This is a genomic window from Massilia sp. METH4 (assembly GCF_037094685.1).
Classification (GTDB): Bacteria; Pseudomonadota; Gammaproteobacteria; order Burkholderiales; family Burkholderiaceae_D; genus Rugamonas.
Map to the genome: position 1 here is coordinate 509722 of NZ_CP146614.1, position 19831 is coordinate 529552.

The window sequence follows — 19831 nt, forward strand, 5'->3', positions numbered from 1 at the left end:
CGCTACCGCAGCCCATCCTTCTGTGCGCGGCCGTACACAGGTCGGGACTTGTTGTCAGAAAATCACTCAAGCGTAAGCAATCCCTTGCGCCACAGCACCGTCGCTTGCTCGAACGGGCCGGTATCGGCGGCGAACGCGCTGCCGCGCGGGGCCAGCTCCAGCCAGGCACGGGTGTCATGGGAACCGTGCGCCGTCGGCTGGTCGTCGCGCACCTTGCGCATCCACGCATACACATGGGCGTACTGGTCGGGATGGCGCTGCTGCGTCCAGGCCAGCGCCACCAGGTCGGAGAACCCTTCCTCGCGGCGGGTCTGCCGCATCTGTTTCGACATTTCCAGCAATTCCGGATTGTCGGCGAATTCCTGGCCCGCTTCGGTGAAGCCGGCCGGCAACAGGTGCCAGCTGCCCTGCGCGTAGCGCCAGCAATGGCCCACCTCGTGCGCCGTCATCGCCTCGATCAGTACGTCGCGCCGCGCATCCGGCACGTCGGCAAGGACCGTTTCCGCATTCGGGTTGCCGCGCATCGAGAGTACCAGCTTGCAGCGCCCATCCTTGAACCCCATCGCCAGCGGTACGTCGTTCGGGCCTGCCTTCGGCTGCACGATGACGTCGATCGGCAGGTTCAGCGTCTTCGCATAGCCGAGCACCGGCGCGGCGGCATTGAGCCAGCGCGTTTCCAGCGTGGTCAGCTGGGCGGCATGGGCTGAAGCAGCGGTCAGGGACAGCAGCAAGGGAGCGAGGAAGGGGCGGAAAAACGTCGGCATGAGGAACTCCATCGGGAAGAATCACTATACATGCCGGGCGGAAATTTGTTACCGGCAAACGGCCCCTGTTACAAAATATTTCCTTACTGAAAGTGCCAACTTTGCCGCTCTCTCAACGGCTGTTGCTCAGAATTCTTCCCAGGCGTCGTCCGGCTGTACCGCGGCATTGACGGTTTTCCTTGCCGGCGCGCGAGGGCGCGCCGCGGGCGGCTCGGCACGCTTCCGGTTCGGCGGGGTGACGGCCGGCCGCTGCGCCTTCGGCGTCGCCAGGCACGGGGCCGCCGGTGCGGCCCCGGTCTCGGCCAGCCTGAACACCGATACCACGTCCGACAGGTGCGCCGCCTCATCCTGCAGCGACGACGCCGCGGCGGCCGCCTGCTCCACCAGTGCGGCATTGCGCTGCACCACCTGGTCCATCTCGGCCACCGCCGAATTGACCTGCTCGATGCCGGCCGTCTGCTCGATGCTGGCGGTGGAGATCTCGCCCATGATGTCGGTGACGCGCCGCACGCTCGTCACGATCTCGGCCATCGTGGCGCCGGCCTGGTCGACCAGCCGGGCGCCCACGTCCACGCGCTCGACGGAATCATCGATCAGCGCCTTGATCTCGCGGGCCGCGCCGGCCGAGCGCTGGGCCAGGTTGCGCACCTCGGTGGCGACCACGGCGAAGCCGCGGCCCTGCTCGCCGGCGCGCGCCGCTTCCACGGCCGCGTTCAGCGCCAGGATATTGGTCTGGAAAGCGATGCTGTCGATGACGCCGATGATGTCGACGATCTTCTTCGACGAGGCATCGATGGAGGCCATCGTCTTGACCACCTCGGCCACTACCTCGCCGCCCTTGGTCGCCACTTCCGAGGCCGACAGCGCCAGCTGGTTCGCCTGCCGCGCATGATCGGAGTTCTGCTTGACGGTGCCGGTCAGCTCTTCCATCGACGCGGCGGTCTCCTCGATATTGCCGGCCTGGGCTTCGGTGCGCTGCGACAGGTCCTGGTTGCCGGCCGCGATCTCGCGCGAATTGGTGGCGATCGTCTGCGTTCCCTGGCGCACCTGGCTGACGATGTCGACCAGGCTGTCGCGCATGCCGCGCAGCGCATGCAGCAGGCTCGATTTGTCGTCCGGGCGGGTATCGATCGCCACCGCGAGGTTGCCGGCCGCGATCGCGGCCACGATAGCCGATGCGTGGCTCAGCTCGCTCCCCAGCTGCCGGAGCAGGCCGCGGTGGATCAGCCAGGTGGCCGCCGCGCCGATCGCGCTGGCGCAGACGGCAAGGCTCACCATCAGCACGAGGAAGCCATGCGCCACTTCGCGGGCGGAGTGGGCTTGCGTGGCGCTCGTCTTCTCCTGCAAGTCGATCATGCGGTTGACGGCGGCCAGCCAGGCGTCGAATGCGGGCGACGCCTGTTGCTGCAGCACGCCCGCCGCCTCGGGCAAACTGTTGGCCTGGCGCAGGGCGATCACCTTCGCGATCAGCGGCAGCGTGCGCGCCTCGGCTTGCTTGATCGCGGCAAGCGCCTCGCGCTCGGCCGCCGTGGTGTCGGCCCGGGCGCCCAGCAGCTCGTCCAGCGGCGCGGCCGATTTCGCATACAGCGCGGCGTCGGCATCGATCTTCGCCATGGCCGGCTTCTCGTCCTGGGCAAGCACCGCGTCGCGCAGGGCGATCGCGCGGTCATGCACGCTGCCACGGAGATCGATGGCGTGGCGCCCTTTGACGTTGTTGACGTCCGACACCCGGGTCAGGACTGTGTCGATGTAATCCACGCGGTGGACGCCGACCGCGGTGACGACGACGAGCAGGAGGAAGACGAGGCCGAACCCCAGCGCCAGGCGGGAGCCGATATTGGTGATATTCATGCGCTTTTCCTGTTGAAATTGTGAGGAGGAAACGCGATGACGTTATCACCGGAGCGCGGCTGGAATTTCCTTGCGTAAAGCCGGCTTGCGACAGCGCAAACCGGCTGTGGGGAGGCGCCAACAGGCGCCATCGGGCGGGCACGCGCCCGCCACCACGGCTATCTGGCCAGCAGGGCCCTGGCCGTCGGGAACGACGGGCGGATATCGTTCGGAATCGCCTTCATGCGGTCCAGTGCGCGGCCGACTTCGGGGCGGATCACCACGTACTTCGCCATCATGTCCCTGGCGCGGGCATAGTCGCCGGTGGCCTCGATCGTGAGGAATTCACGGTCGAGATCCGTGATGGCTTGCCGGATCTTGCCGAAGTCCACGGAGAAGGTGCCATCGGCATGGGCCACGAAGCCGCCCTTGTCCAGCAGGTAGTTCACCTGGATCGCCATGCCGCGCGCATGCGAGCTGGACAGGCCGAAGTGCAGCGTGCGGAAGGCCGAGGCGAGGAACGTGGTGTACAGTTTGCGCTCGGCGGCCTCGCCCTGCCCCAGCGTGTCTTTCAGCTGGCCCTTCTCCATCATCGTCACCAGGGCATACAGGCCGGTCACATCGGCCTTCGCCTCCTCGATCGTCGAGTAGGTATCCTTCAGGTCCTGGCGCGGCGTGGACTTGCCGCCCTGCGTGCTGTGCGGCCCCAGGCCGTGCGTGATCTCGTGCGCAAGAATGTGCGTGAAGAAGGAGTTGAAGTCGAGGTCGTTGCGGTCCTGCGGGCGCAACACCAGCTTCGCGATCGGCGTGAGCGTGGCCTTGAATTTCGCTTCCTGCACGTTCTTCAGCATCACGCGCTTGGAGCCGCGCTGGCTGATGATGCGCTCGTCGTTCGGCAGGTTGTAGGCGGCCGTCTGCACGCCCATGTTGCCGTCGCCGGCGCCGAATACCTGGTTGACGACGACCATCGGTGCCACCGCCCCAACCTTCGGATTGCGGTACTGCGGATCGAGCGGCAGGCTGTCCTCGATCTCCTGCATGTGCTTGGCGAAGAAGTCCAGCTTTGCCGTCTCGGCCTGGTCGCGGATGCTCACATAGGCTTCGAACGCGGCCTTGTAGCCGAACAGCTCGTCGTTGTACGTTTCGTAGGGGCCGATCGTCACGTCCACCACGGAATCGAGGTCCATCCATGCGAAGTCGGACGGCAGGTAGTCGTTGGTGAGGAAGGCTTCGGCGCGCAGCGCGAGGAATTTTTTCAGCGACGCATTGTCGGTGGCGGCCGCCGCTTCCTTCAGCAGGGCGGACAGCTTGGTGAGCTCCGGCTTGTATTCCTCGGAGTACTTCACGATCTTGAACTTGCCATCCTTGCCGGTGCGGATCGTGGTGAAGAACCACTGCGCCTGCTGTTTCTCGGCGGCCGGCAGGCTGTTCATCCACTGTTCCAGCGCCGTCTTCGTGGCGCCGGCCGGATAGAAGTTCGCCCCTTCCGGCTTCTTTGGCGGGATGGCGATGCCGCCCACCTGCGCGGGCAGGAACGAGGCGTTGCCATCCAGGTTCGACCACGGTCCCTTGTTCAGCCAGAAGTACTCGGCGCGCGCCTTGCCGAGCGGAGACGTGTCGTTTTTCAGCGCCGCCCACACGGCCTCGTTGTGCACCCAGCGCTGGCGCAGTTGCAGGGTATCGATGATCTGCGCCGCCTCGATCAGTTTCGCGATCGCCTTGCGGTCGCCGGCGGACAGCATCGACGTGTCGGCCTTCAGTTCGACGGGCTCGAAGCGCTGCGTCATCTTCGTCAATTCGGCCACGCCGGCCGGAGCGGCTGGATCGGCCATCGCCGTCGCCGCCGATACGGCCAGCACCATCGGGAGCAGGAGGTTTTTCATGGACTTCGCCTGGTGATAAGAGAAAGGCCATTGTAATCCTGCCCTGCCCACTGTTGAGCCCGTGTCTCGCGGTGCCAGGCACCGAGTGACACAGGCTCAACTGTACGAACCGGTGACAGGCACCGGTTTTCCTGCAACTTTCATTTTGATCGGAGCCTGTCACCGGTTTCTTGCGTACACGGATGACGACGCGACCGCGATACTGCCGAGACACGGGCTCGGCCGTCAGTACACGCGGTAGACCTTGCCGGTTTCGGGCCCGTCCACGCTGCGCTCGTATGCGAGGGCGACGCGCTTGCCGTCGGCGGATTCGAAGCCGGGGAACAGGTGGCCGTACAGGGGCACCGACTCGGTCAGCACGGTGGGCGCGACGAGGTTGACGCGCACGCCCCGCTTCAGGTCCAGCGCGGCGCCGGCGACGAAGCCCTCGAGTCCCAGGTTGACGGCCATCGCATTCGCGCCGTGCCGGATCGCGTGGTAGGCGTCGATGCCCGAAGTCAGCGTGATCGAGCCGCCGTCGTTGAGCGCGTGCTGGGCGGCGAGCGCCACGTGCACCTGCCCCATCAGCTTGCTGTCCAGCCCCACGCGGAACTGCTCCGGCGTCATGTCGGCGAATGGCCCCAGGTGCAGGCCACCGGCCGCCACCACTACGCCATCGACGGGACCGGTGCGCGCGAACAATGCCTGCACGCTGGCGTACTCCTCGATGGCCACCGGCTGCTGGCCGCTGGAACGGCCCGCCGTGATGATGTCGTGCCGCTGGCCCAGCCGTTCCACGATTGCCTTGCCGATGGTGCCTGCCGCACCGATGACGATGATTTTCATATCCGCTCCCATTGTTGAATGAGCAGCCAGTATGGTCTCCGTCACCACAGGAATAAATGCGCTAGCATGACGGATATTCCAAACCACAGGTTAGCAATGGATAAGCTGCGCAGCATGGAAGTCTTTCTCGCCGCCGTGGACGCCGGCAGTTTCGCCGGTGCGGCGCAGCGCTGCGGCATGTCGGCCGTGATGGTCGGCAAACACATTCGTGCGCTCGAGCAGATGCTCGGCGCGGCGCTGCTGGCGCGCACCACGCGCCGCCAGGCGTTGACGGAAATCGGCCGCCGCTATGCGGAGCAGTGCCGTGCCATCCTCGCGCAGATCGGCGAAGCGGAATCGGTGGCCGAAGCCATGCGCGCCGCGCCGCGCGGCCTGATCAAGGTGACGGCGCCCGTGTCGTTCGGCGCCCAGTGGCTGAGCCCCGCGATCACGGATTACCTGGAACGCCATCCGGACGTGACGGTGGACCTGAGCCTGAACGACCGCACGGTGGACCTGGTGGAAGAAGGCTTCGATCTGGCCGTGCGGATCGGGCCCCTGCCCGATTCCTCGCTGGTGGCGCGGCCGCTGCGGCCATATGCGATGGCGATCTGCGCCGCGCCGGAGTACCTGGCAAGGCACGGCACGCCGCGTACGCCGGCGGACTTGAAGGAACACCAATGCCTTGAATTCACCGGCTGGCTGCCGCAGGCAAGGTGGAAATTGAAGGGGGAGGAAGATGGCCGGCTGGTGCGGCCAGGGCGCTTTCGCGCGAACAGCACGGCCGCCTTGCGGATGGCCGCGCTGTCGGGCTTTGGCATCGTGATGCAGGCGGAACTGATCCTGGCCGACGACATCGCCGCCGGCCGGCTCGTACCGCTGCTGCAGGATTGGCTGCCCACGCCCCGCCCGATGCACCTCGTGTATTCGCGGGACCGGCGGGCGACGCCGAAGCAGACGACGTTCGTGGATTTCCTGCTGGAGCGCTTCGGCCCCTTAGACGAGCCCGTACCCAGGAACCGGTGACAGGCTCCGATTTTTCGGCAACATTTCCCGAAAACCGGAGCCTGTCACCGGTGTTGGAATCAGGCCACTTCCGTGACGAACTGCTCGCGCGGCCTGCGGACTTTCGGAAGGTCCTTCAGCCAGTCGCCTTCATCGGCGCGGTAGCCCAGCGGCAGCAGCGCCACGCTCTTCAAGCCGCGCGCGCGCAGGCCGAGGATGTCGTCGACGGCGGCCGGGTCGAAGCCTTCCATCGGCACGCTGTCCACTTCCTCGAACGCGGCCGCGATCAGCGCCGCGCCCAGGCCAAGGAAGGCCTGCCGCGCCGTGTGGCTGAAGTTCACTTCCGCGCCGCGCTGCGGGTAGGTGGACAGCAGCATCTGGCGATAGTTTTCCCACCCTTCGTTCTTGAAGCCGCGGATGTCGTTGGTCAGGTCGAACATGTGGTTGATGCGCTCGGCCGTGTAGTCGTCCCAGGCGGCAAACACCAGCAGGTGCGAACCGTCGACGACCTGCTGCTGGTTCCACGCCACTTCGGCGATGCGCTTCTTGATGTCCTGGTTCGTCACCAGCAGGATCTCATACGGCTGCAAGCCGCTCGACGTGGGCGCCAGCCGGGCCGCTTCGATGATGCGCTCGACTTTATCGGCCGGCACGGCGCGGCTTGGGTCCATCTTCTTGGTGGCATAGCGCCAGTGGAGTTTGTCCAGTAATTCCATGGTGGATTCCTTCATGAGTGAATGAGTTGATTGTATTTATATCCGCGAGGCGGATAAACTCGGGCAATAGCAAAGTATTTGTTCTTGAGAGGATAAAATGGCCCGCCGTTTCGATCACCTGGCCGATGTGGAGGCCCTGCTTTGCGTCGTCGAGCAAGGTTCGCTGACCAATGCCGCCGTGGTATTGGCAACGACACCTTCCGTGCTGAGCCGCGCCATCGCCCGCCTGGAAGCGCGGCTGGGCACGCAACTGCTGCGGCGCACGACCCGCAGCCAGAGCCTCACGGATGCAGGTCGGCTTTACGTGGACGAGGCGCGCCAGGCCTTCGCCCTGGTGGAAAAAGCCGAGCAGGCGATTTGCGGCAGCACGCCGCGTGCCGAACTGACGGGCCGCGTGCGCCTTTCCGTTCCCACCAGCTATGGCCACTGCCGCCTGCCGCCCATGCTGGCCGAATTTGCCCGCCGCCACCCGCAGGTGCAGGTCGAACTGAACATCACCAACCGCAACGTGGACATGGCGGCCGAGGGATACGACCTGGCGATCCGCTCCGGGCCGCTGCCCGACAGCAGCCTGGTCGCCCGCACGCTCGAGGATGGCCCGATGATCCTCGTGGCCTCGCCCGACTATGTGCGCAAGGCGGGGCCGCTGGAAACGTTCGACGACTTGCAGCGCCAGCGCTGCATCGCCTTCGTTCGCCCGAGCACGGGCCGCGTGATTCCCTGGCTGCTGCGGGTCGACGGCAAGGACGTCGACTGGCAACCCGCCGCGCCCGCCATCACCGTGTCGGACGATGTGATGGGCGTCGTTTCGCTCGCCGCGCAGGGCCTCGGCATCGGGATCTGCGCGGAGCTGATGGCCGCCCGGGAACTCGAGGCCGGCCGCCTGGTGCAGGTGCTGCCGGCCCTGGCCGGGCGCAAGCGCGCCTTTTCGCTCGTCTACGCGCCGCACCGCGGGCTCTCGCCGCCGGCGCGCGCGCTGATCGACCTGCTGGTCGACCGGAGCGCAACGTAGCGTCACTGCGCGCCTGCCCCCTTACTTCGGCGCCTGCGCCAGGTCCGCCAGCTTGCCTTCGGGCTGCCAGCCCGCACCCAGCGCCCGCGCCACCGAAACCGCGGCCAGCAAGCGTTGCGTGTCGATCTGCGCGGCGGCGCGGTCGGCGGCCAGCGCGCTGCGCTGCGCATCCGTCACGTCCAGGTAAGTCGACAGGCCGCGCTCGTAGCGGGCGCGCGCCACCTGGTAGGCGCGCGCCGCCGCTTCGCGCGACACTGCCTGGGCCTTGCCCTGCTGCTGCCGCTGCTGCACATCGGACAGCGCGTCTTCCACCTCGCGCAGGGCCGTCAACAGCTTGTTCTGGTGGTTGGCCACGGCCTCGTCATAGCGGGCCTGCGCCAGCGCCAGGTTGGCCTTGTTGCGGCCGCCGTCCAGGACCGGCAGCGACAGCGCCAGCGGGCCGAAGCTGAACGTGCGCGATCCGCCCTTCGCGAGCTCGGACAAGCTCTCGGAAGCGAAACCGAAGTTGCCGGTCAGGCTCAGCGACGGGTACAGCGCGCCTTCGGCCACGCCGATATTGGCGTTGGCCGCCTTCAGGCTCGCCACGCTCTCGGCCAGGTCGGGCCGCTGCGCCAGCAGGCTCGCCGGCAGGCCGACGGGAATCGCCGGCGGCGGCGGCAGCTTTGCGTCCGCCGCCGACAGCACGGCCGACGACGGCGAAGCGCCCAGCAGCACGGCCAGGCCGTGTTCCAGTGTGTTGCGCTCGCGCTGCGCCTCTTCCAGGTCGGCTTCCGCGTTGGCCCGTTCGATCTTGGCGCGCGAGGTATCGAGCTCGTTGGACAGGCCGGCGTCGAAACGCGCGTTGACCAGTTCCTCGGTTTCGCGGCGCGTGTCCAGCGCGCCGCGCAGGATGGCGATTTCCGCGTCCAGGCCGCGCAATTGCCAATACGTGGTAGCCACCTGCGAGGTGAGCAGCAGCATCACGCCGTCGCGGTCGGCCTGCGCGGCCAGTGCCTGCGCGTCGGCCGCTTCCACGGCGCGCCGCACGCGGCCGAGCAGGTCCAGCTCGTACGAGAACGTGGAGCCGATCGAATAATTGTTGCCGTCGATGGCGCGGCGGCCCAGCGCGATGCCCTGCGACGTGTTGGCGGACGTGCGCGAGTTCGACACACCGGCATTCACGTTCAGCTGTGGCCTTTCGCTGGCGCGGGTCACGCCCAGCTGCGCCTCGGCCTGCAGCAGCCGCTGCGCGGCCGCCTTCACGGTCGGGCTGTCGGCCAGCGCCTGCCCTTCCAGCCGGTTCAAGGTCTCGTCGCCGAACACGCTCCACCATTGCCGCGGCAGGCGCGCGGCACTGTCCGCGCCCGGCTGGGCGTGCCGGAAGGCCGCGTCGGCCACGTTGGCCGGCGCCTTGAAGTCGGAACCGACGGTGGCGCAGCCGGAGAGGAACAGCACGGCGGATGCGACCGCCACGGTAATGCTTTGCTTGATCATGGTCTTACCTTTGTTTTCAATGACCGCCGCCACCGGCGCCGGAAGGCGATTTCACTTTATCCGACAGCCACAGGATGGCGATGCAGGAGAGCAGGATGGCGCCGACGATGAAGAAACCGTCGTTGTAGGCCATCACATAGGCTTCGCGCCGCACGATGCCGTCGACGGCCTTCAAGGCCTTGTCGGCCGCGTTGGCCGGGTCGAAGCCCTGGGCGATGAACGCCTGCGTCATCTGGTCCAGCCGCTGCTGCGTGGCCAGCGAGAAGCTGGTGATCGATTCGCCCAGGCGCGCCGAATGGAAGTGCTCGCGCGTCGACAGCGCGGTGGCCAGCAGCGCGATGCCGATCGAGCCGCCCAGGTTGCGCGTCATGTTGAACAGGCTCGATGCCGACGGCATGTCCTTCGGCGCGATGCCGTTCATGGCGAAATTCGACAGCGTGAGCATGACGAACGGCTGGCCCAGCGCGCGAATGATCTGCGACAGCATCAGCTGGTCGTAGCCCGTGGTGGCGTCCATGTACGCATTCATCAGACACGAGCCGCCGAACAGCAGCAGGCCGAACGAGCACAGGATGCGGTTGTCGATCTTGCTCGACAGCTTGGCCACGAAGGGCATGATGAACAGCTGCGGCAAGCCCACCCACATGATCACTTCGCCGATCTGCATCGGCGAGTAACCGGCAATCTGGCCCAGGTACAGCGGCAGCAGGAACGAGGAACCGTACAGGCCCATGCCCATTACCGCGGACAGGGCAGTGGCGACCAGGAAGTTGCGTTGGCCATACAGCCCGAGGTTGACGAAGGGCTGCTCGCGCATCGCGCTCGTGACGACCCAGCCCAGCAGGCCCACCAGCGCCAGTGCGGCGAAGGTGACGATGAAGGCGGAATCGAACCAGTCCTTGCTGTTGCCTTCCTCGAGGAAGATCGTCAGGCAGCCCAGGCCCACGGCCATGAAGGCGATACCGAGCCAGTCGGCATTCCACAGCTTGTCGAGCTGCCATTTTTCCTTGTCCAGGCCATAGGCGATGCCGCCCATCAGCAGCACGCCGGGTACCCAGTTGATGTAGAAGATCGACGGCCAGCCGTACAGCTCGGACAGGTAGCCGCCCAGCGTGGGGCCCATGGCCGGCGCCAGCGTGGCGGTCAGGCCAAACAGGGCCATGCCCGCGGCGCGCTTGGCTGGCGGCAGCTTGGTCATCACCAGCGTCATCGCCATCGGGATCAGCGCGCCCCCCGTGAAGCCTTGCGCCATGCGGAAGGCGATCATGCTCTCCAGGTTCCAGGCGAAGCCGCACAGCGTGGAGAACACGAGGAACAGGCCGGTGGTACCCATCATGTAGCCGCGCAGCGAGAACACGCGCGTCAGCAGGGCCGTGAGCGGGATCACGATGATCTCGGCCACCAGGTAGGCGGTGGAGATCCACGAACCCTCTTCCTGCGTGGCCGATAGCGAGCCGAGGATATCCTTCAGCGAGGAGTTGGTGATCTGGATATCCAGCACCGCCATGAACGCGCCCAGCATGCCGGCGGCCACGGCGATCCAGGTGCGGCCCGAGACAGCACCCGCCGCCTGGCCCATGGCTGGCGCGCCCGCGGGATTGCCGGTCATAGTCTGCGTGCTCATACGTTCACCGCGATCAGTGAGCTTGCGCCGTTTCGCCGATCGCCACTTCGGCAATCACGGACATGCCGGGCACGAGGCGGCCGGCCAGCGCCTTCTGGTCTTCCGGCTTGAGCGTGATCTTCACGGGCACGCGTTGCACGATCTTGGTGAAGTTGCCGGTGGCGTTATCGGCCGGCAGCAGGGCGAACTGGTTGCCCGAGGCGGGCGAGAAACTGTCCACCTTGCCCGTCAATTCCTTGCCCGGCAGCGCATCGACGCTGATGTGCACCGGCTGGCCCACATGCATGTCGGCCAGCTGCGTTTCCTTGAAGTTGGCGGTAACCCACACATCGTCCTGCACCAGGGCCGCCAATTGCTGGCCCGGCGAGACGCGCTGGCCCACTTCGATGCTGCGCTTGCCCACGCGGCCGGACACCGGCGCCACGATGGTGTTGTACGACAGTTGCTGCTCGGCTTCCTTCAGCTGCGCCTTGAGCACGTCGATCTGCGCCTTCAGCACGTCGCGCGCGGACGCGGCGGCGGCGATCTGCGCCTTGGCGGCGGTGGCACTATCCTTGCGCGCGGCCACGTCGGCGACGGCGCTGGCACGGGCGGCGTTGGCCGCATCCACCTCGGCCTTCGACACGGCCTTCATCTGGCTCGTGAACAGCTGGCCATAACGCTCCGCGTCCTGCTTCGCGCGCACCAGCAGCGCCTCGGCCTGCTTCACTTGCGCGGCGGCGGCGCTCGCCTGCGCATTCACCTGCGCCACCTCGGCGTCGGCCTGCAGCACCTGCGTCTCGGCGCTGGCGATCTGGGCGCGGATCTGCTCGACCTTCACGCGCTGGTCGGAAGGATCCAGCTCGGCGATCACGGCGCCCGCCTTCACATACTGGTTATCGTCGATCAGCACCCTGGTGACGGTACCGGCGATGCGCGCGGACACGGGATGCACGTGGCCGGCCACGTACGCGTTTTCCGTTTCCACGAAATGCGCGCTGCGGTACCACATGCGGCCGCCCGCGCCGATGGCTGCCGCGGCGATCAGGCCGGCCACGATCAGCACGCGCGGATTCGGCTTCTTCGCCGGCGCGGCCGCTTGCGGCGCGGCGCCGAGCACTTTTTGTTCTGCCTGGTTAGACATGGAAACGCTCCGAGAAATGAAAGGAAGTCTGCGCATTATTCTTCAAAGCAATCTCGGTGTCAAGAAATGAAACGGTTGCATTTCATTTCTAGGTGGAATAAAGTGCTGCCATCTGTTAGCCTCTGGCGTAGTTGCCGCCTTGATCATGTCCCGCCCAATGTCTGACGAGCAAATTACTGCTGATTCCCCCTGCCCTCTCGCCAACCGCGGCGCCGGGCGCCCACGTGCCAGCGAGACGGAGGCGCGTACCCAGGAGCTGATGAGCGCCGCCGCCGAGCTGTTCCTGGAAAAAGGCTATTCGAAGGTGAGCCTGGACATGATCGCCCGCCGGGCCCGCGTGGCCGTGCGCACGATCTATGTGAAGTTCGGCGGCAAGAGCGGCCTGTTCCGCGAGATCCTCAAGTCGGGCCGCGCCGTCTACTTCGAAACGATGGAAGACCTGGAGACGAACCAGCGCCCGATCCGCGAAGTGCTCATCGATTTCGGCCTGCGGATGCATGAGCTGATGTCGTCCGGCGTGGCCGTCAAGCTGCACGGCATGGTGATCGCCGAGGCGCACCACGATCCCGAGCTGGCCGAAGCCTTCTTCGAATCTGGCCCCCAGCAGACGCGGCAGGCCCTGCAGCGCTATTTTTCCCGGCCCGACGTGCGCACCCAGTTGCGCGACATTCCTGCCGACCAGCTGGCCGTGCACCTGTTGAACTGCCTGATGGGAGATTTGCTCAAGCGTTTCCTGTTCGCCTGCCACGCGCCGGCCCCTGCCGACGCCCTGCTGGTCGAGCAGCGGGTCGACCTGTTCCTCAACGGTGCGAAGGCTTGACAGGAAGGCAATGCTAACTCATCCTTAGTGACCGGCGCACTGTGCGCTGGCGCACGGAGACCGTGCCATCGCTGAGGGATACTGTTTCCTGAAGATTCCTCAAGAACATAATTTGCAGGGAGGCTGTATGAGCAAGATCGACAGGCTGGAATGGACGCAGAAAGTCGCCGCGCTGAATGAACGCATCCGCGGTTTCCAAGCCAATCCCAGCCAGGAACAACTCGAATTGGCCATCGACGAGCTGCGCGCCTACGCTGCAGCCGCCAGTGCCGGCATGGAAATTCCGCCGCGCTTCATCGCGAGCTGAACGACGCGGGGCCGCCAGGCCGCCAGTGAAACACCCGACCGGGGCAGGAAACTGCCCCGGTTTTTTTATTGGTGAAAAACGTGTTCATGAGCAGCTTTTTTGTAATTGACACCCAAATCTCCTTGCGGTCTAATGTCCAGCGGTGCATGAAATCGTTTTCATGCTTTCTGCTCCCACCTCTTCCAAGCCGATTAAGACAATGACCGACAAACTGCAATTTCCGCCTTCGTTCACCTGGGGCGTGGCCACCAGCGCGTTCCAGATCGAGGGCGCCGCGACCGCCGATGGCAAGGGGCCGTCCATCTGGGATACGTTCAGCCACACCCCAGGCAAGGTGATCGACGGCACCAACGGCGACGTCGCCTGCGATCATTACCACCGCTACGCGGAAGACGTGGGACTGATGGCGGACCTGCACGTGGACGCCTACCGCTTCTCAATGGCATGGGCGCGCGTGCAGCCGGCCGGTAAGGGTGCCTGGAACGAGGCCGGCTTCGCGTTCTACGAACGCTTGTTGGACGAGCTGGACAAAAAGAACATTGCGGCCCACGTGACCCTGTACCACTGGGACCTGCCGCAGGGCTTGCAGGACGAAGGCGGCTGGCTGAACCGGGAAACCGCCTACCGCTTCGCCGAGTACGCGGCGGAAGTGGCGCGCCGGTTCGGCAATCGCGTGAAAACGATTGCAACGCACAATGAGCCGTGGTGCACGGCGAACCTGGGCTATGGTAACGCCCAGTTCGCGCCGGGCGTGGCGGACGCAAAGCAATCCGTGCAGGTATCGCACCACCTGCTGCTGTCGCACGGCCTGGCAATGAAATCGATGCGCGCCGTGGGCGCTTCCGCCCAACTGGGCATCGTGCTGAACCAGTGGACCGCCGATCCGGCGACCGACAGCCAGGCCGACCGCGACCTGGCCGAATGGGAATACGCGCGCTCGGTGCAATGGTTCATGGACCCGATCTTCAAGGGCCACTACCCCGCGTACGCGCTGCGCGGCCATGGCGCCAACGCACCGGAAGTGCAGGAAGGCGATCTCGAGATCATCCGCCAGCCGATCGACTTCCTCGGCGTGAACTATTACTTCCGCTCCTACGCCAGCGCGGAAACGCCGCCGCGCCAGGCGCCGGCCGCCCTGGGCACCACCGACATGGGCTGGGAAATCTACCCGCAGGGCCTGACCGAGCTGCTGGTGAAGCTGAAGGGCGAGTACGACCTGCCGCCGATCTACATCACGGAAAACGGCATGGCCAATCCCGACCACCAGGTGGTCGACGGCCGCGTACCGGACGCGAAGCGCATCGACTTCGTGGAGCGCCACCTCGCCGCGCTGAAGGCGGCGATGGACCAGGGCGTGGACGTGCGCGGCTACTTCCTCTGGAGCCTCCTCGACAACTTCGAGTGGAACTCCGGTTACGCCAAGCGCTTCGGCATCATCCACGTCGATTACGCGACGCAGAAGCGCACCCCGAAGGACAGCGCGCTGTGGTATCGCGAATTCATCGACATGCAGCGCCGATAAGGACGTTTGTTCGCGCTATCATCACCTGACGGCGGCAGCATAGCCGCCGCAATCATGAACACGATCGTGACGACCAAGACAGGAGACGACATGAACACGAAAGCCGCCACGCCCGGCACCGTTCCCGCGGCCGGCACCGCCGCACCGGCGCGCACGGCCAGCCCGCTGCTGTGGGTGCCGACCGGTTACTTCACGATGGCGCTGGCCTACGTGATGCTCACCAGCGTGACCGCGATCATGTTCAAGAATCTGGGCATGGACAACGGCAAGGCGGCCGAATATGCCAGCTACCTGATCCTGGCCTACACGATCAAGCCGCTGTTCGCCCCGTTCGTGGAAATGTACCGCACCAAGAAGTTCTTCGTGCTGTGCGCCCAGCTGACGATCGGCGTGGGCTTCGGCCTGGTGGCGCTGGCGATGTCGCTGCCCGGCTACATGGCGATCATGATCGCCCTGTTCATCGTGCTGTCGTTCATCGGCGCCACGCAGGACATCGCCTCGGACGGCGTGTACGTGACGGCGCTCGATACGCGCACGCAGTCGCTGTACTGCGGTATCCAGAGCCTGTCGTGGAATATCGGGCCGATCGTCGCTTCGGGCGGCATGGTGTACCTGTCCGGCTGGCTGCACACCAATGTGTTCGGCCACGACCCCAAGGTGTTCGGCGAGGCGTGGATCGACAGCTGGCGCATCGTGTTCTTCATCGTGGCCGCCATCACGATCGTGATGGCCGTCTGGCACGTGCGCACGATGCCCGAAGGCTCGAAGGCGGAAAACGCCCCCACCTCCGTCGGGCAGGCGCTGCATATCCTGTGGGACTCGTTCGTCACCTTCTTCCAGAAACGCGACGTGTGGCTGATGGTGGGCTTCGCCTTCCTGTTCCGCCTGTCGATCGGCCTGCTGGAAAAGATCGGTCCGTTCTTCATGGTGGACCCGGTGGCCAAGGGCGGCCTGGGACTGTCCAATGAACTACTGGGCATCGTGTACGGCACCTACGGGCTGGTGGCGGTGCTGGTCGGCTCGCTGCTGGGCGGCTTCTTCGTCGCCAGGCGCGGCCTGAAGCCCACGCTGTTCCTGCTGTGCTGCGCCGTCAATATCCCGAACGTGACCTTCCTCTTGATGGCGATGTACCAGCCGACCAACCTGGTGGCGATCAGCGCCGGCGTGGCGATCGAGAAGTTCTTTTACGGCTTCGGTTCGGTGGGCTTCATGATCTACCTGATGCAGCAGCTGGCGCCGGGCAAGTACAGCACCACCCATTACGCGTTCGGCACCGGCCTGATGGGACTGTGCATGATGGTCACGGGCGCCGTGTCCGGCCACCTGCAGCAATGGCTGGGCTATGTGGATTATTTCTGGTTCGTGATGGCGGCCACGATACCGTCGTTCCTCGTGACCTGGTTTGCGCCGTTTCATCACAAGGAGGGCTGAGGTCTCCTTCGCGCGAGCGCCGGTCAGTTCCGGCGGAAGTGCGAGGTCAGCAGCTTGTAATCTTCCGGCGCCTCGAACAGGGCGGGGTCGGGTTCGCTGCGGTCGAGGTCCGATATTTCGATGATCGAGTCGCCGTAGCGCGGGTCGCTGTGCTTGCGGTACAGCGCCATCCCCATCTCTTCCGAGTACCAGGTTTCGTTGGTCACCTCGATGTCCTCGCCTTCCCTGCCGACCTGCGTGCGGGCGATGCGGCCGGTCGCCGCCACGCCTTCGATGTCGCGCTGGCCCAGTTGCTCCACCACAGTCGGCGCCTTGCCTGCCGAGGCTGGCGTCAGGTTGTCCTGCATGAGCGGCTGGGGCCGCGCCTCGCGCTCCTGCGCCAGTTCGTTCCGATGATCGAGGAAGATGCGTACGCCGTCGGCACCGCTGATGATGGAGTGATCGAGCTCACCGTCGCTGTCGAGTGTGTCGCGGCGCGTCCTGCCCGCGCTGTCGCGGTACAGCCTTGTCACGGTCTGCCGAGTGAACTCGTCGCCATCCTCCAGCAGGCGGCGCACCGTCACTGTCTGGATGGCACTGTAAGGCTGGTTGGTGACCAGCGCGCGGCTTGACTGCCGGGATTGCTCGACGGACGCCTGGGCGGCGGCATCGTTGGCGAACGAGGCAAGGACCGGCACAAGGCCGGCAAGCAGTATTGCAAGGAAGCGCGTGTTCATGCGAGCCTTTCAGGATGGAAAAGCATGCGGAGACGTAGAGCGCCTCATGTTACCCCTTGCTCCGCCACCGCAACGCACGAATGCCGCCCCTTAGGTGGGAGAAGCGCGCCGGTACACACGCGCTTCAATGCGCCTCAGGCCGCAGTTAATTTTTCGGCGCCCGGCGCTGCCGCACAGCTGTGCGGAAATACTCGACAAATGGGGTAGACGATCCGTTCCAGCCTTGCTGCGATTCAGTTACTTGCCCCCAATGCGCGACCTGACCAATATTCCTGATTTGCTCATAGGACGCATGCTTGAAGTACCAGTCCGCCATGCGTTCAACATCCCGGAAATCGTGGTCCGCCATGGCGATCAGATGTTCCCATAAAGGACTAAGGCCACAGGACCATTGTGTCTGATCTGGCAGGGCAACTGCGCCGCTTCGAATCGCGGCCCTGAGTGCTGCAAATGCAGGGCTCTTAAGGAAACATAGCTCGGAGAATTCACGTTGTTCACCGTAGCGAAAGCTCCCCCCGATCGGGATTCCAAAGTGGTAGGAAAGCGACCTTGCGTCATCGTCCGAAAAGAACTCAGCGGTTTGTTGACGATAAGAGCCATAACGTGTCACAACCCAACCGTGCGCCGGAAAACCGGCCTGATATCGAGACATCTCACTCGCTTTTAGAAGCACCTGGAACAATCCAAGATCAGAACGATTCGAGCGGTCCGAAAAAAATGCAGGAGGACGGTCCTCGAGCCAAAGCTGGGGACCTGAGGTCGAAACATGGAGAGACCAGACACTTTGTCCGATCTTAATGCGGTAAACGCAGCCACTGGCAGGAAGACATGGCAGCATTTGGGCACCGCCAAGGGAATATGCGCAGCGCTCAGCTTGCGCCATTCGTCGAAGCTGATCACTGCCGAGGAAGCGATTTTCCTTCGCCAGGCGATCCAACACTTGCATATAGCAGGAGTCATCGCCACCGCGCACTAGCTTCTTGGCTTGTTCACGGAGCTTGCGCTCGAGCAGGGTCAGAGGGGTCTTGCTCATTGTATTCTCCCGCGCATGGCACTAGACGTCCACCTTGTCGCGTGCGCGCAGAAAAATTAAATGGTTTGAAGACCTTCTCTGTGGATTTACCCTCGGTGGACAGGCAGGCGCGGTCACGCCAGCATGGAGTATATCATTGGCAAATCCAAATGCAAGACCGTAGCCCTAGGGAAGCTGGGCGTCGATGCTGCCAAACTGGAAGGGTGGCAAAACTGGCGGTTTTCCACGACAGCATTGCAACGGGCACGCTGGGAATGTCCCAGCGCCATCCGGCTTATTACAGCGGCGGGCGCTTCCGGCTCACCTGCGCCTGCGCCGATGGGCGCTTCCACTGCCAGCTGGCGTAATCGCGCAGTAGCGGCGGTATCTCACCGCCGCTCGGGCGCGATGTCCGCGATCGCCGCCGCGAATACCGCGTGCGCGGCGGCATCCACCGGCCGGTACTTCGGCGCCGTGCGCGCGGGGTCGTTGCCGAGGTAATTAGCGTTCTTCCAGTTGCGCGCCGGCCGCACGGGCCGGGGCACGAAGCCGCCGCCGCAGTTCGGGCAAACGTTGTGCAACAGGCCGTCGACGCACCCGGCGCAGAACGTGCATTCGTAGGAACAGATGCGCGCATCCGTCGCGTCGGGCGGCAGTGCCTTGTTGCAGTGTTCGCAGGTGGGTCGCAGTTCGAGCATGGCTTCTCCTTCATTCATCACCGGCATTCTGGGCCCGCCGCGATTGACAGGAATGACAACGAAGGATGAATATCTGCCACATGCGCAATGATCCCCGACGACCCATCGATATCTGGCTGCTGGTATTCCCCGGCTTCTTGCTGCTCGACGCCACGGGGCCGATCCAGGTCTTTGCCAGCGCCAACGACGAAGCGCGCGACGCCGGCCTGCCCGAGCCCTACCGCATCCACCTGGTCGCCCATGGCGGCGGCGCCATCGCCTCGTCGGCCGGCGTCGCGATGCTGGCCGCGCCGCTGCCGCGCCGCGCGCTGGCAGGCGGCACGCTGGTGGTGGCGGGCGGCGGCGGCGCGGCACTGCCGTCGGCAGCAACGGCCGATGGCGAGGCGGTGCTGCGCTGGGTCGCGGGCGCCAGTGCGAACGTGGCGCGTTGCTGCTCGGTGTGTACCGGTGCATTCGTGCTGGCGAGGGCCGGCCTGCTCGACGGGCGCCGCGCCGTCACGCACTGGCAGGATGTCGACGCATTGCGGGCCGAACACCCTTCGATCGACGTCCAGGACGATGCCATCCACGTCCGCGACGGCAAGTTCCGCACCTCCGCCGGCATCAGCGCCGGCATGGACCTGGCGCTGAGCCTTGTCGAGGAAGACCTGGGCCGCGCCGCCGCGCTGGCGGTCGCCAGGCGCATGGTGCTGTTCCTGAAACGGCCGGGCGGGCAGCGGCAATTCAGCGCCGAGCTGCTGGCGCAGGCGGTGCCCGAAGGCGTCACCGGGCAGCTGACCGCATGGCTGCGGCCGCGGCTCGCGAAGGAACTGGACGTGGAACAGATGGCCGCGGCCTGCGCGCTCTCCGTGCGCACGCTGCACCGCCGGCTGAGGCAGGAGGCCGACGTTACGCCGGCGCAGTTACTGGCCCGGCTGCGGCTCGAAGCGGCGTGCCAGTTGCTGGAGCGGCCGCGGATGACGGTGAAGGAAGCCGCGCGGCGCAGCGGCCACGGCAGCGAATACAACCTGCGGCGAGCGTTCACGCAGCGCCTGGGAGTGCTGCCGGGCGACTATCGGGCGCGCTTCGGCTGAGGCCCCGCGCCAGAGGAT

The 19831-nt window shown here is 65.4% G+C and carries 18 protein-coding genes; 7 read left to right on the forward strand and 11 right to left on the reverse strand.

The features are described from left to right. Positions 1–62 precede the first annotated feature (62 nt). From V6Z91_RS02360 to V6Z91_RS02375, 4 genes are all read right to left on the reverse strand, one after another. A complete protein-coding gene (locus V6Z91_RS02360) occupies positions 63–764 on the reverse strand; it encodes a hypothetical protein (protein ID WP_338766211.1) in 702 nt (233 codons plus the stop codon). Between the two features lie 126 nt (positions 765–890). Continuing rightward, on the reverse strand, positions 891–2615 hold the full coding sequence (locus V6Z91_RS02365) for a methyl-accepting chemotaxis protein (protein WP_338766214.1): 1725 nt from the start codon (positions 2613–2615) through the stop codon (positions 891–893). A 158-nt stretch (positions 2616–2773) separates the two neighbouring features. Further along, positions 2774–4477, reverse strand: a complete 1704-nt coding sequence (locus V6Z91_RS02370; protein ID WP_338766216.1) for a hypothetical protein — start codon at positions 4475–4477, stop codon at positions 2774–2776. Positions 4478–4702: 225 nt separating this feature from the next. After that, on the reverse strand, positions 4703–5302 hold the full coding sequence (locus V6Z91_RS02375; RefSeq protein ID WP_338766218.1) for a short chain dehydrogenase: 600 nt from the start codon (positions 5300–5302) through the stop codon (positions 4703–4705). 96 nt (positions 5303–5398) lie between these two features. Between V6Z91_RS02375 and V6Z91_RS02380 the strand changes: the two genes are divergently transcribed. Then, positions 5399–6307 carry a LysR family transcriptional regulator gene (locus V6Z91_RS02380; RefSeq protein ID WP_338766221.1) on the forward strand — a complete coding sequence of 303 codons (909 nt, stop codon included), beginning with the start codon at positions 5399–5401 and terminating at the stop codon, positions 6305–6307. 59 nt (positions 6308–6366) lie between these two features. Here the strand turns inward: V6Z91_RS02380 and V6Z91_RS02385 are convergent, their stop codons facing one another. Beyond that, a complete protein-coding gene (locus V6Z91_RS02385) occupies positions 6367–7002 on the reverse strand; it encodes an NAD(P)H-dependent oxidoreductase (protein ID WP_338766223.1) in 636 nt (211 codons plus the stop codon). A 97-nt stretch (positions 7003–7099) separates the two neighbouring features. On the opposite strand from V6Z91_RS02385, the gene V6Z91_RS02390 reads away from it, so the two are divergent. Beyond that, positions 7100–8014 (forward strand): LysR family transcriptional regulator, encoded by a 915-nt coding sequence (locus V6Z91_RS02390; protein ID WP_338766225.1) that lies wholly within the window; start codon positions 7100–7102, stop codon positions 8012–8014. Positions 8015–8035: 21 nt separating this feature from the next. Here the strand turns inward: V6Z91_RS02390 and V6Z91_RS02395 are convergent, their stop codons facing one another. Genes V6Z91_RS02395 through V6Z91_RS02405 form a run of 3 tightly spaced genes read right to left on the reverse strand, consistent with a single transcriptional unit; the run spans position 8036 to position 12234 of the window. Continuing rightward, positions 8036–9487: an efflux transporter outer membrane subunit gene (locus V6Z91_RS02395; protein ID WP_338766228.1), complete on the reverse strand. Its 1452-nt coding sequence runs from the start codon at positions 9485–9487 to the stop codon at positions 8036–8038. Between the two features lie 16 nt (positions 9488–9503). Then, entirely contained in the window at positions 9504–11096 is a 1593-nt protein-coding gene (locus V6Z91_RS02400; RefSeq protein ID WP_338772148.1) for a DHA2 family efflux MFS transporter permease subunit, read from the reverse strand. A gap of 28 nt (positions 11097–11124) precedes the next feature. Next, positions 11125–12234: an HlyD family secretion protein gene (locus tag V6Z91_RS02405; protein WP_338766231.1), complete on the reverse strand. Its 1110-nt coding sequence runs from the start codon at positions 12232–12234 to the stop codon at positions 11125–11127. A 259-nt stretch (positions 12235–12493) separates the two neighbouring features. Here V6Z91_RS02405 and V6Z91_RS02410 point away from each other — a divergent pair, with 259 nt between their 5' ends. From V6Z91_RS02410 to V6Z91_RS02425, 4 genes are all read left to right on the forward strand, one after another. Further along, the gene (locus tag V6Z91_RS02410; RefSeq protein ID WP_338766234.1) at positions 12494–13054 is read left to right on the forward strand and encodes a TetR/AcrR family transcriptional regulator; all 561 of its coding nucleotides are present in this window, start codon (positions 12494–12496) and stop codon (positions 13052–13054) included. A gap of 127 nt (positions 13055–13181) precedes the next feature. After that, positions 13182–13361 (forward strand): hypothetical protein, encoded by a 180-nt coding sequence (locus V6Z91_RS02415; protein ID WP_338766237.1) that lies wholly within the window; start codon positions 13182–13184, stop codon positions 13359–13361. Positions 13362–13560: 199 nt separating this feature from the next. Beyond that, positions 13561–14883 (forward strand): GH1 family beta-glucosidase, encoded by a 1323-nt coding sequence (locus V6Z91_RS02420; RefSeq protein WP_338766240.1) that lies wholly within the window; start codon positions 13561–13563, stop codon positions 14881–14883. 195 nt (positions 14884–15078) lie between these two features. Then, a complete protein-coding gene (locus tag V6Z91_RS02425) occupies positions 15079–16314 on the forward strand; it encodes an MFS transporter (protein ID WP_338772149.1) in 1236 nt (411 codons plus the stop codon). Positions 16315–16337: 23 nt separating this feature from the next. Here V6Z91_RS02425 and V6Z91_RS02430 read toward each other — a convergent pair whose 3' ends face one another. The 3 genes from V6Z91_RS02430 to V6Z91_RS02440 form a co-directional block, all read right to left on the reverse strand. Then, positions 16338–17030 (reverse strand): hypothetical protein, encoded by a 693-nt coding sequence (locus tag V6Z91_RS02430; protein ID WP_338766243.1) that lies wholly within the window; start codon positions 17028–17030, stop codon positions 16338–16340. A gap of 145 nt (positions 17031–17175) precedes the next feature. After that, positions 17176–18063, reverse strand: coding sequence for a hypothetical protein (locus V6Z91_RS02435; RefSeq protein WP_338766246.1), 888 nt, complete (start codon positions 18061–18063; stop codon positions 17176–17178). A gap of 368 nt (positions 18064–18431) precedes the next feature. Next, positions 18432–18740: a DUF1272 domain-containing protein gene (locus V6Z91_RS02440; protein WP_338766249.1), complete on the reverse strand. Its 309-nt coding sequence runs from the start codon at positions 18738–18740 to the stop codon at positions 18432–18434. Between the two features lie 80 nt (positions 18741–18820). Between V6Z91_RS02440 and V6Z91_RS02445 the strand changes: the two genes are divergently transcribed. Beyond that, positions 18821–19813, forward strand: coding sequence for a helix-turn-helix domain-containing protein (locus V6Z91_RS02445; RefSeq protein WP_338766252.1), 993 nt, complete (start codon positions 18821–18823; stop codon positions 19811–19813). Positions 19814–19831: the final 18 nt, after the last annotated feature.

What these genes read in the sequence shown, in the direction of transcription:
- V6Z91_RS02360 (WP_338766211.1), bottom strand. Translation starts at nt 764, where the DNA reads ATGCCGACGTTTTTCCGCCCCTTCCTCGCTCCCTTGCTGCTGTCCCTG.
- V6Z91_RS02365 (WP_338766214.1), bottom strand. Translation starts at nt 2,615, where the DNA reads ATGAATATCACCAATATCGGCTCCCGCCTGGCGCTGGGGTTCGGCCTC.
- V6Z91_RS02370 (WP_338766216.1), bottom strand. Translation starts at nt 4,477, where the DNA reads ATGAAAAACCTCCTGCTCCCGATGGTGCTGGCCGTATCGGCGGCGACG.
- V6Z91_RS02375 (WP_338766218.1), bottom strand. Translation starts at nt 5,302, where the DNA reads ATGAAAATCATCGTCATCGGTGCGGCAGGCACCATCGGCAAGGCAATC.
- V6Z91_RS02380 (WP_338766221.1), top strand. Translation starts at nt 5,399, where the DNA reads ATGGATAAGCTGCGCAGCATGGAAGTCTTTCTCGCCGCCGTGGACGCC.
- V6Z91_RS02385 (WP_338766223.1), bottom strand. Translation starts at nt 7,002, where the DNA reads ATGGAATTACTGGACAAACTCCACTGGCGCTATGCCACCAAGAAGATG.
- V6Z91_RS02390 (WP_338766225.1), top strand. Translation starts at nt 7,100, where the DNA reads ATGGCCCGCCGTTTCGATCACCTGGCCGATGTGGAGGCCCTGCTTTGC.
- V6Z91_RS02395 (WP_338766228.1), bottom strand. Translation starts at nt 9,487, where the DNA reads ATGATCAAGCAAAGCATTACCGTGGCGGTCGCATCCGCCGTGCTGTTC.
- V6Z91_RS02400 (WP_338772148.1), bottom strand. Translation starts at nt 11,096, where the DNA reads ATGACCGGCAATCCCGCGGGCGCGCCAGCCATGGGCCAGGCGGCGGGT.
- V6Z91_RS02405 (WP_338766231.1), bottom strand. Translation starts at nt 12,234, where the DNA reads ATGTCTAACCAGGCAGAACAAAAAGTGCTCGGCGCCGCGCCGCAAGCG.
- V6Z91_RS02410 (WP_338766234.1), top strand. Translation starts at nt 12,494, where the DNA reads ATGAGCGCCGCCGCCGAGCTGTTCCTGGAAAAAGGCTATTCGAAGGTG.
- V6Z91_RS02415 (WP_338766237.1), top strand. Translation starts at nt 13,182, where the DNA reads ATGAGCAAGATCGACAGGCTGGAATGGACGCAGAAAGTCGCCGCGCTG.
- V6Z91_RS02420 (WP_338766240.1), top strand. Translation starts at nt 13,561, where the DNA reads ATGACCGACAAACTGCAATTTCCGCCTTCGTTCACCTGGGGCGTGGCC.
- V6Z91_RS02425 (WP_338772149.1), top strand. Translation starts at nt 15,079, where the DNA reads ATGGCGCTGGCCTACGTGATGCTCACCAGCGTGACCGCGATCATGTTC.
- V6Z91_RS02430 (WP_338766243.1), bottom strand. Translation starts at nt 17,030, where the DNA reads ATGAACACGCGCTTCCTTGCAATACTGCTTGCCGGCCTTGTGCCGGTC.
- V6Z91_RS02435 (WP_338766246.1), bottom strand. Translation starts at nt 18,063, where the DNA reads ATGAGCAAGACCCCTCTGACCCTGCTCGAGCGCAAGCTCCGTGAACAA.
- V6Z91_RS02440 (WP_338766249.1), bottom strand. Translation starts at nt 18,740, where the DNA reads ATGCTCGAACTGCGACCCACCTGCGAACACTGCAACAAGGCACTGCCG.
- V6Z91_RS02445 (WP_338766252.1), top strand. Translation starts at nt 18,821, where the DNA reads ATGCGCAATGATCCCCGACGACCCATCGATATCTGGCTGCTGGTATTC.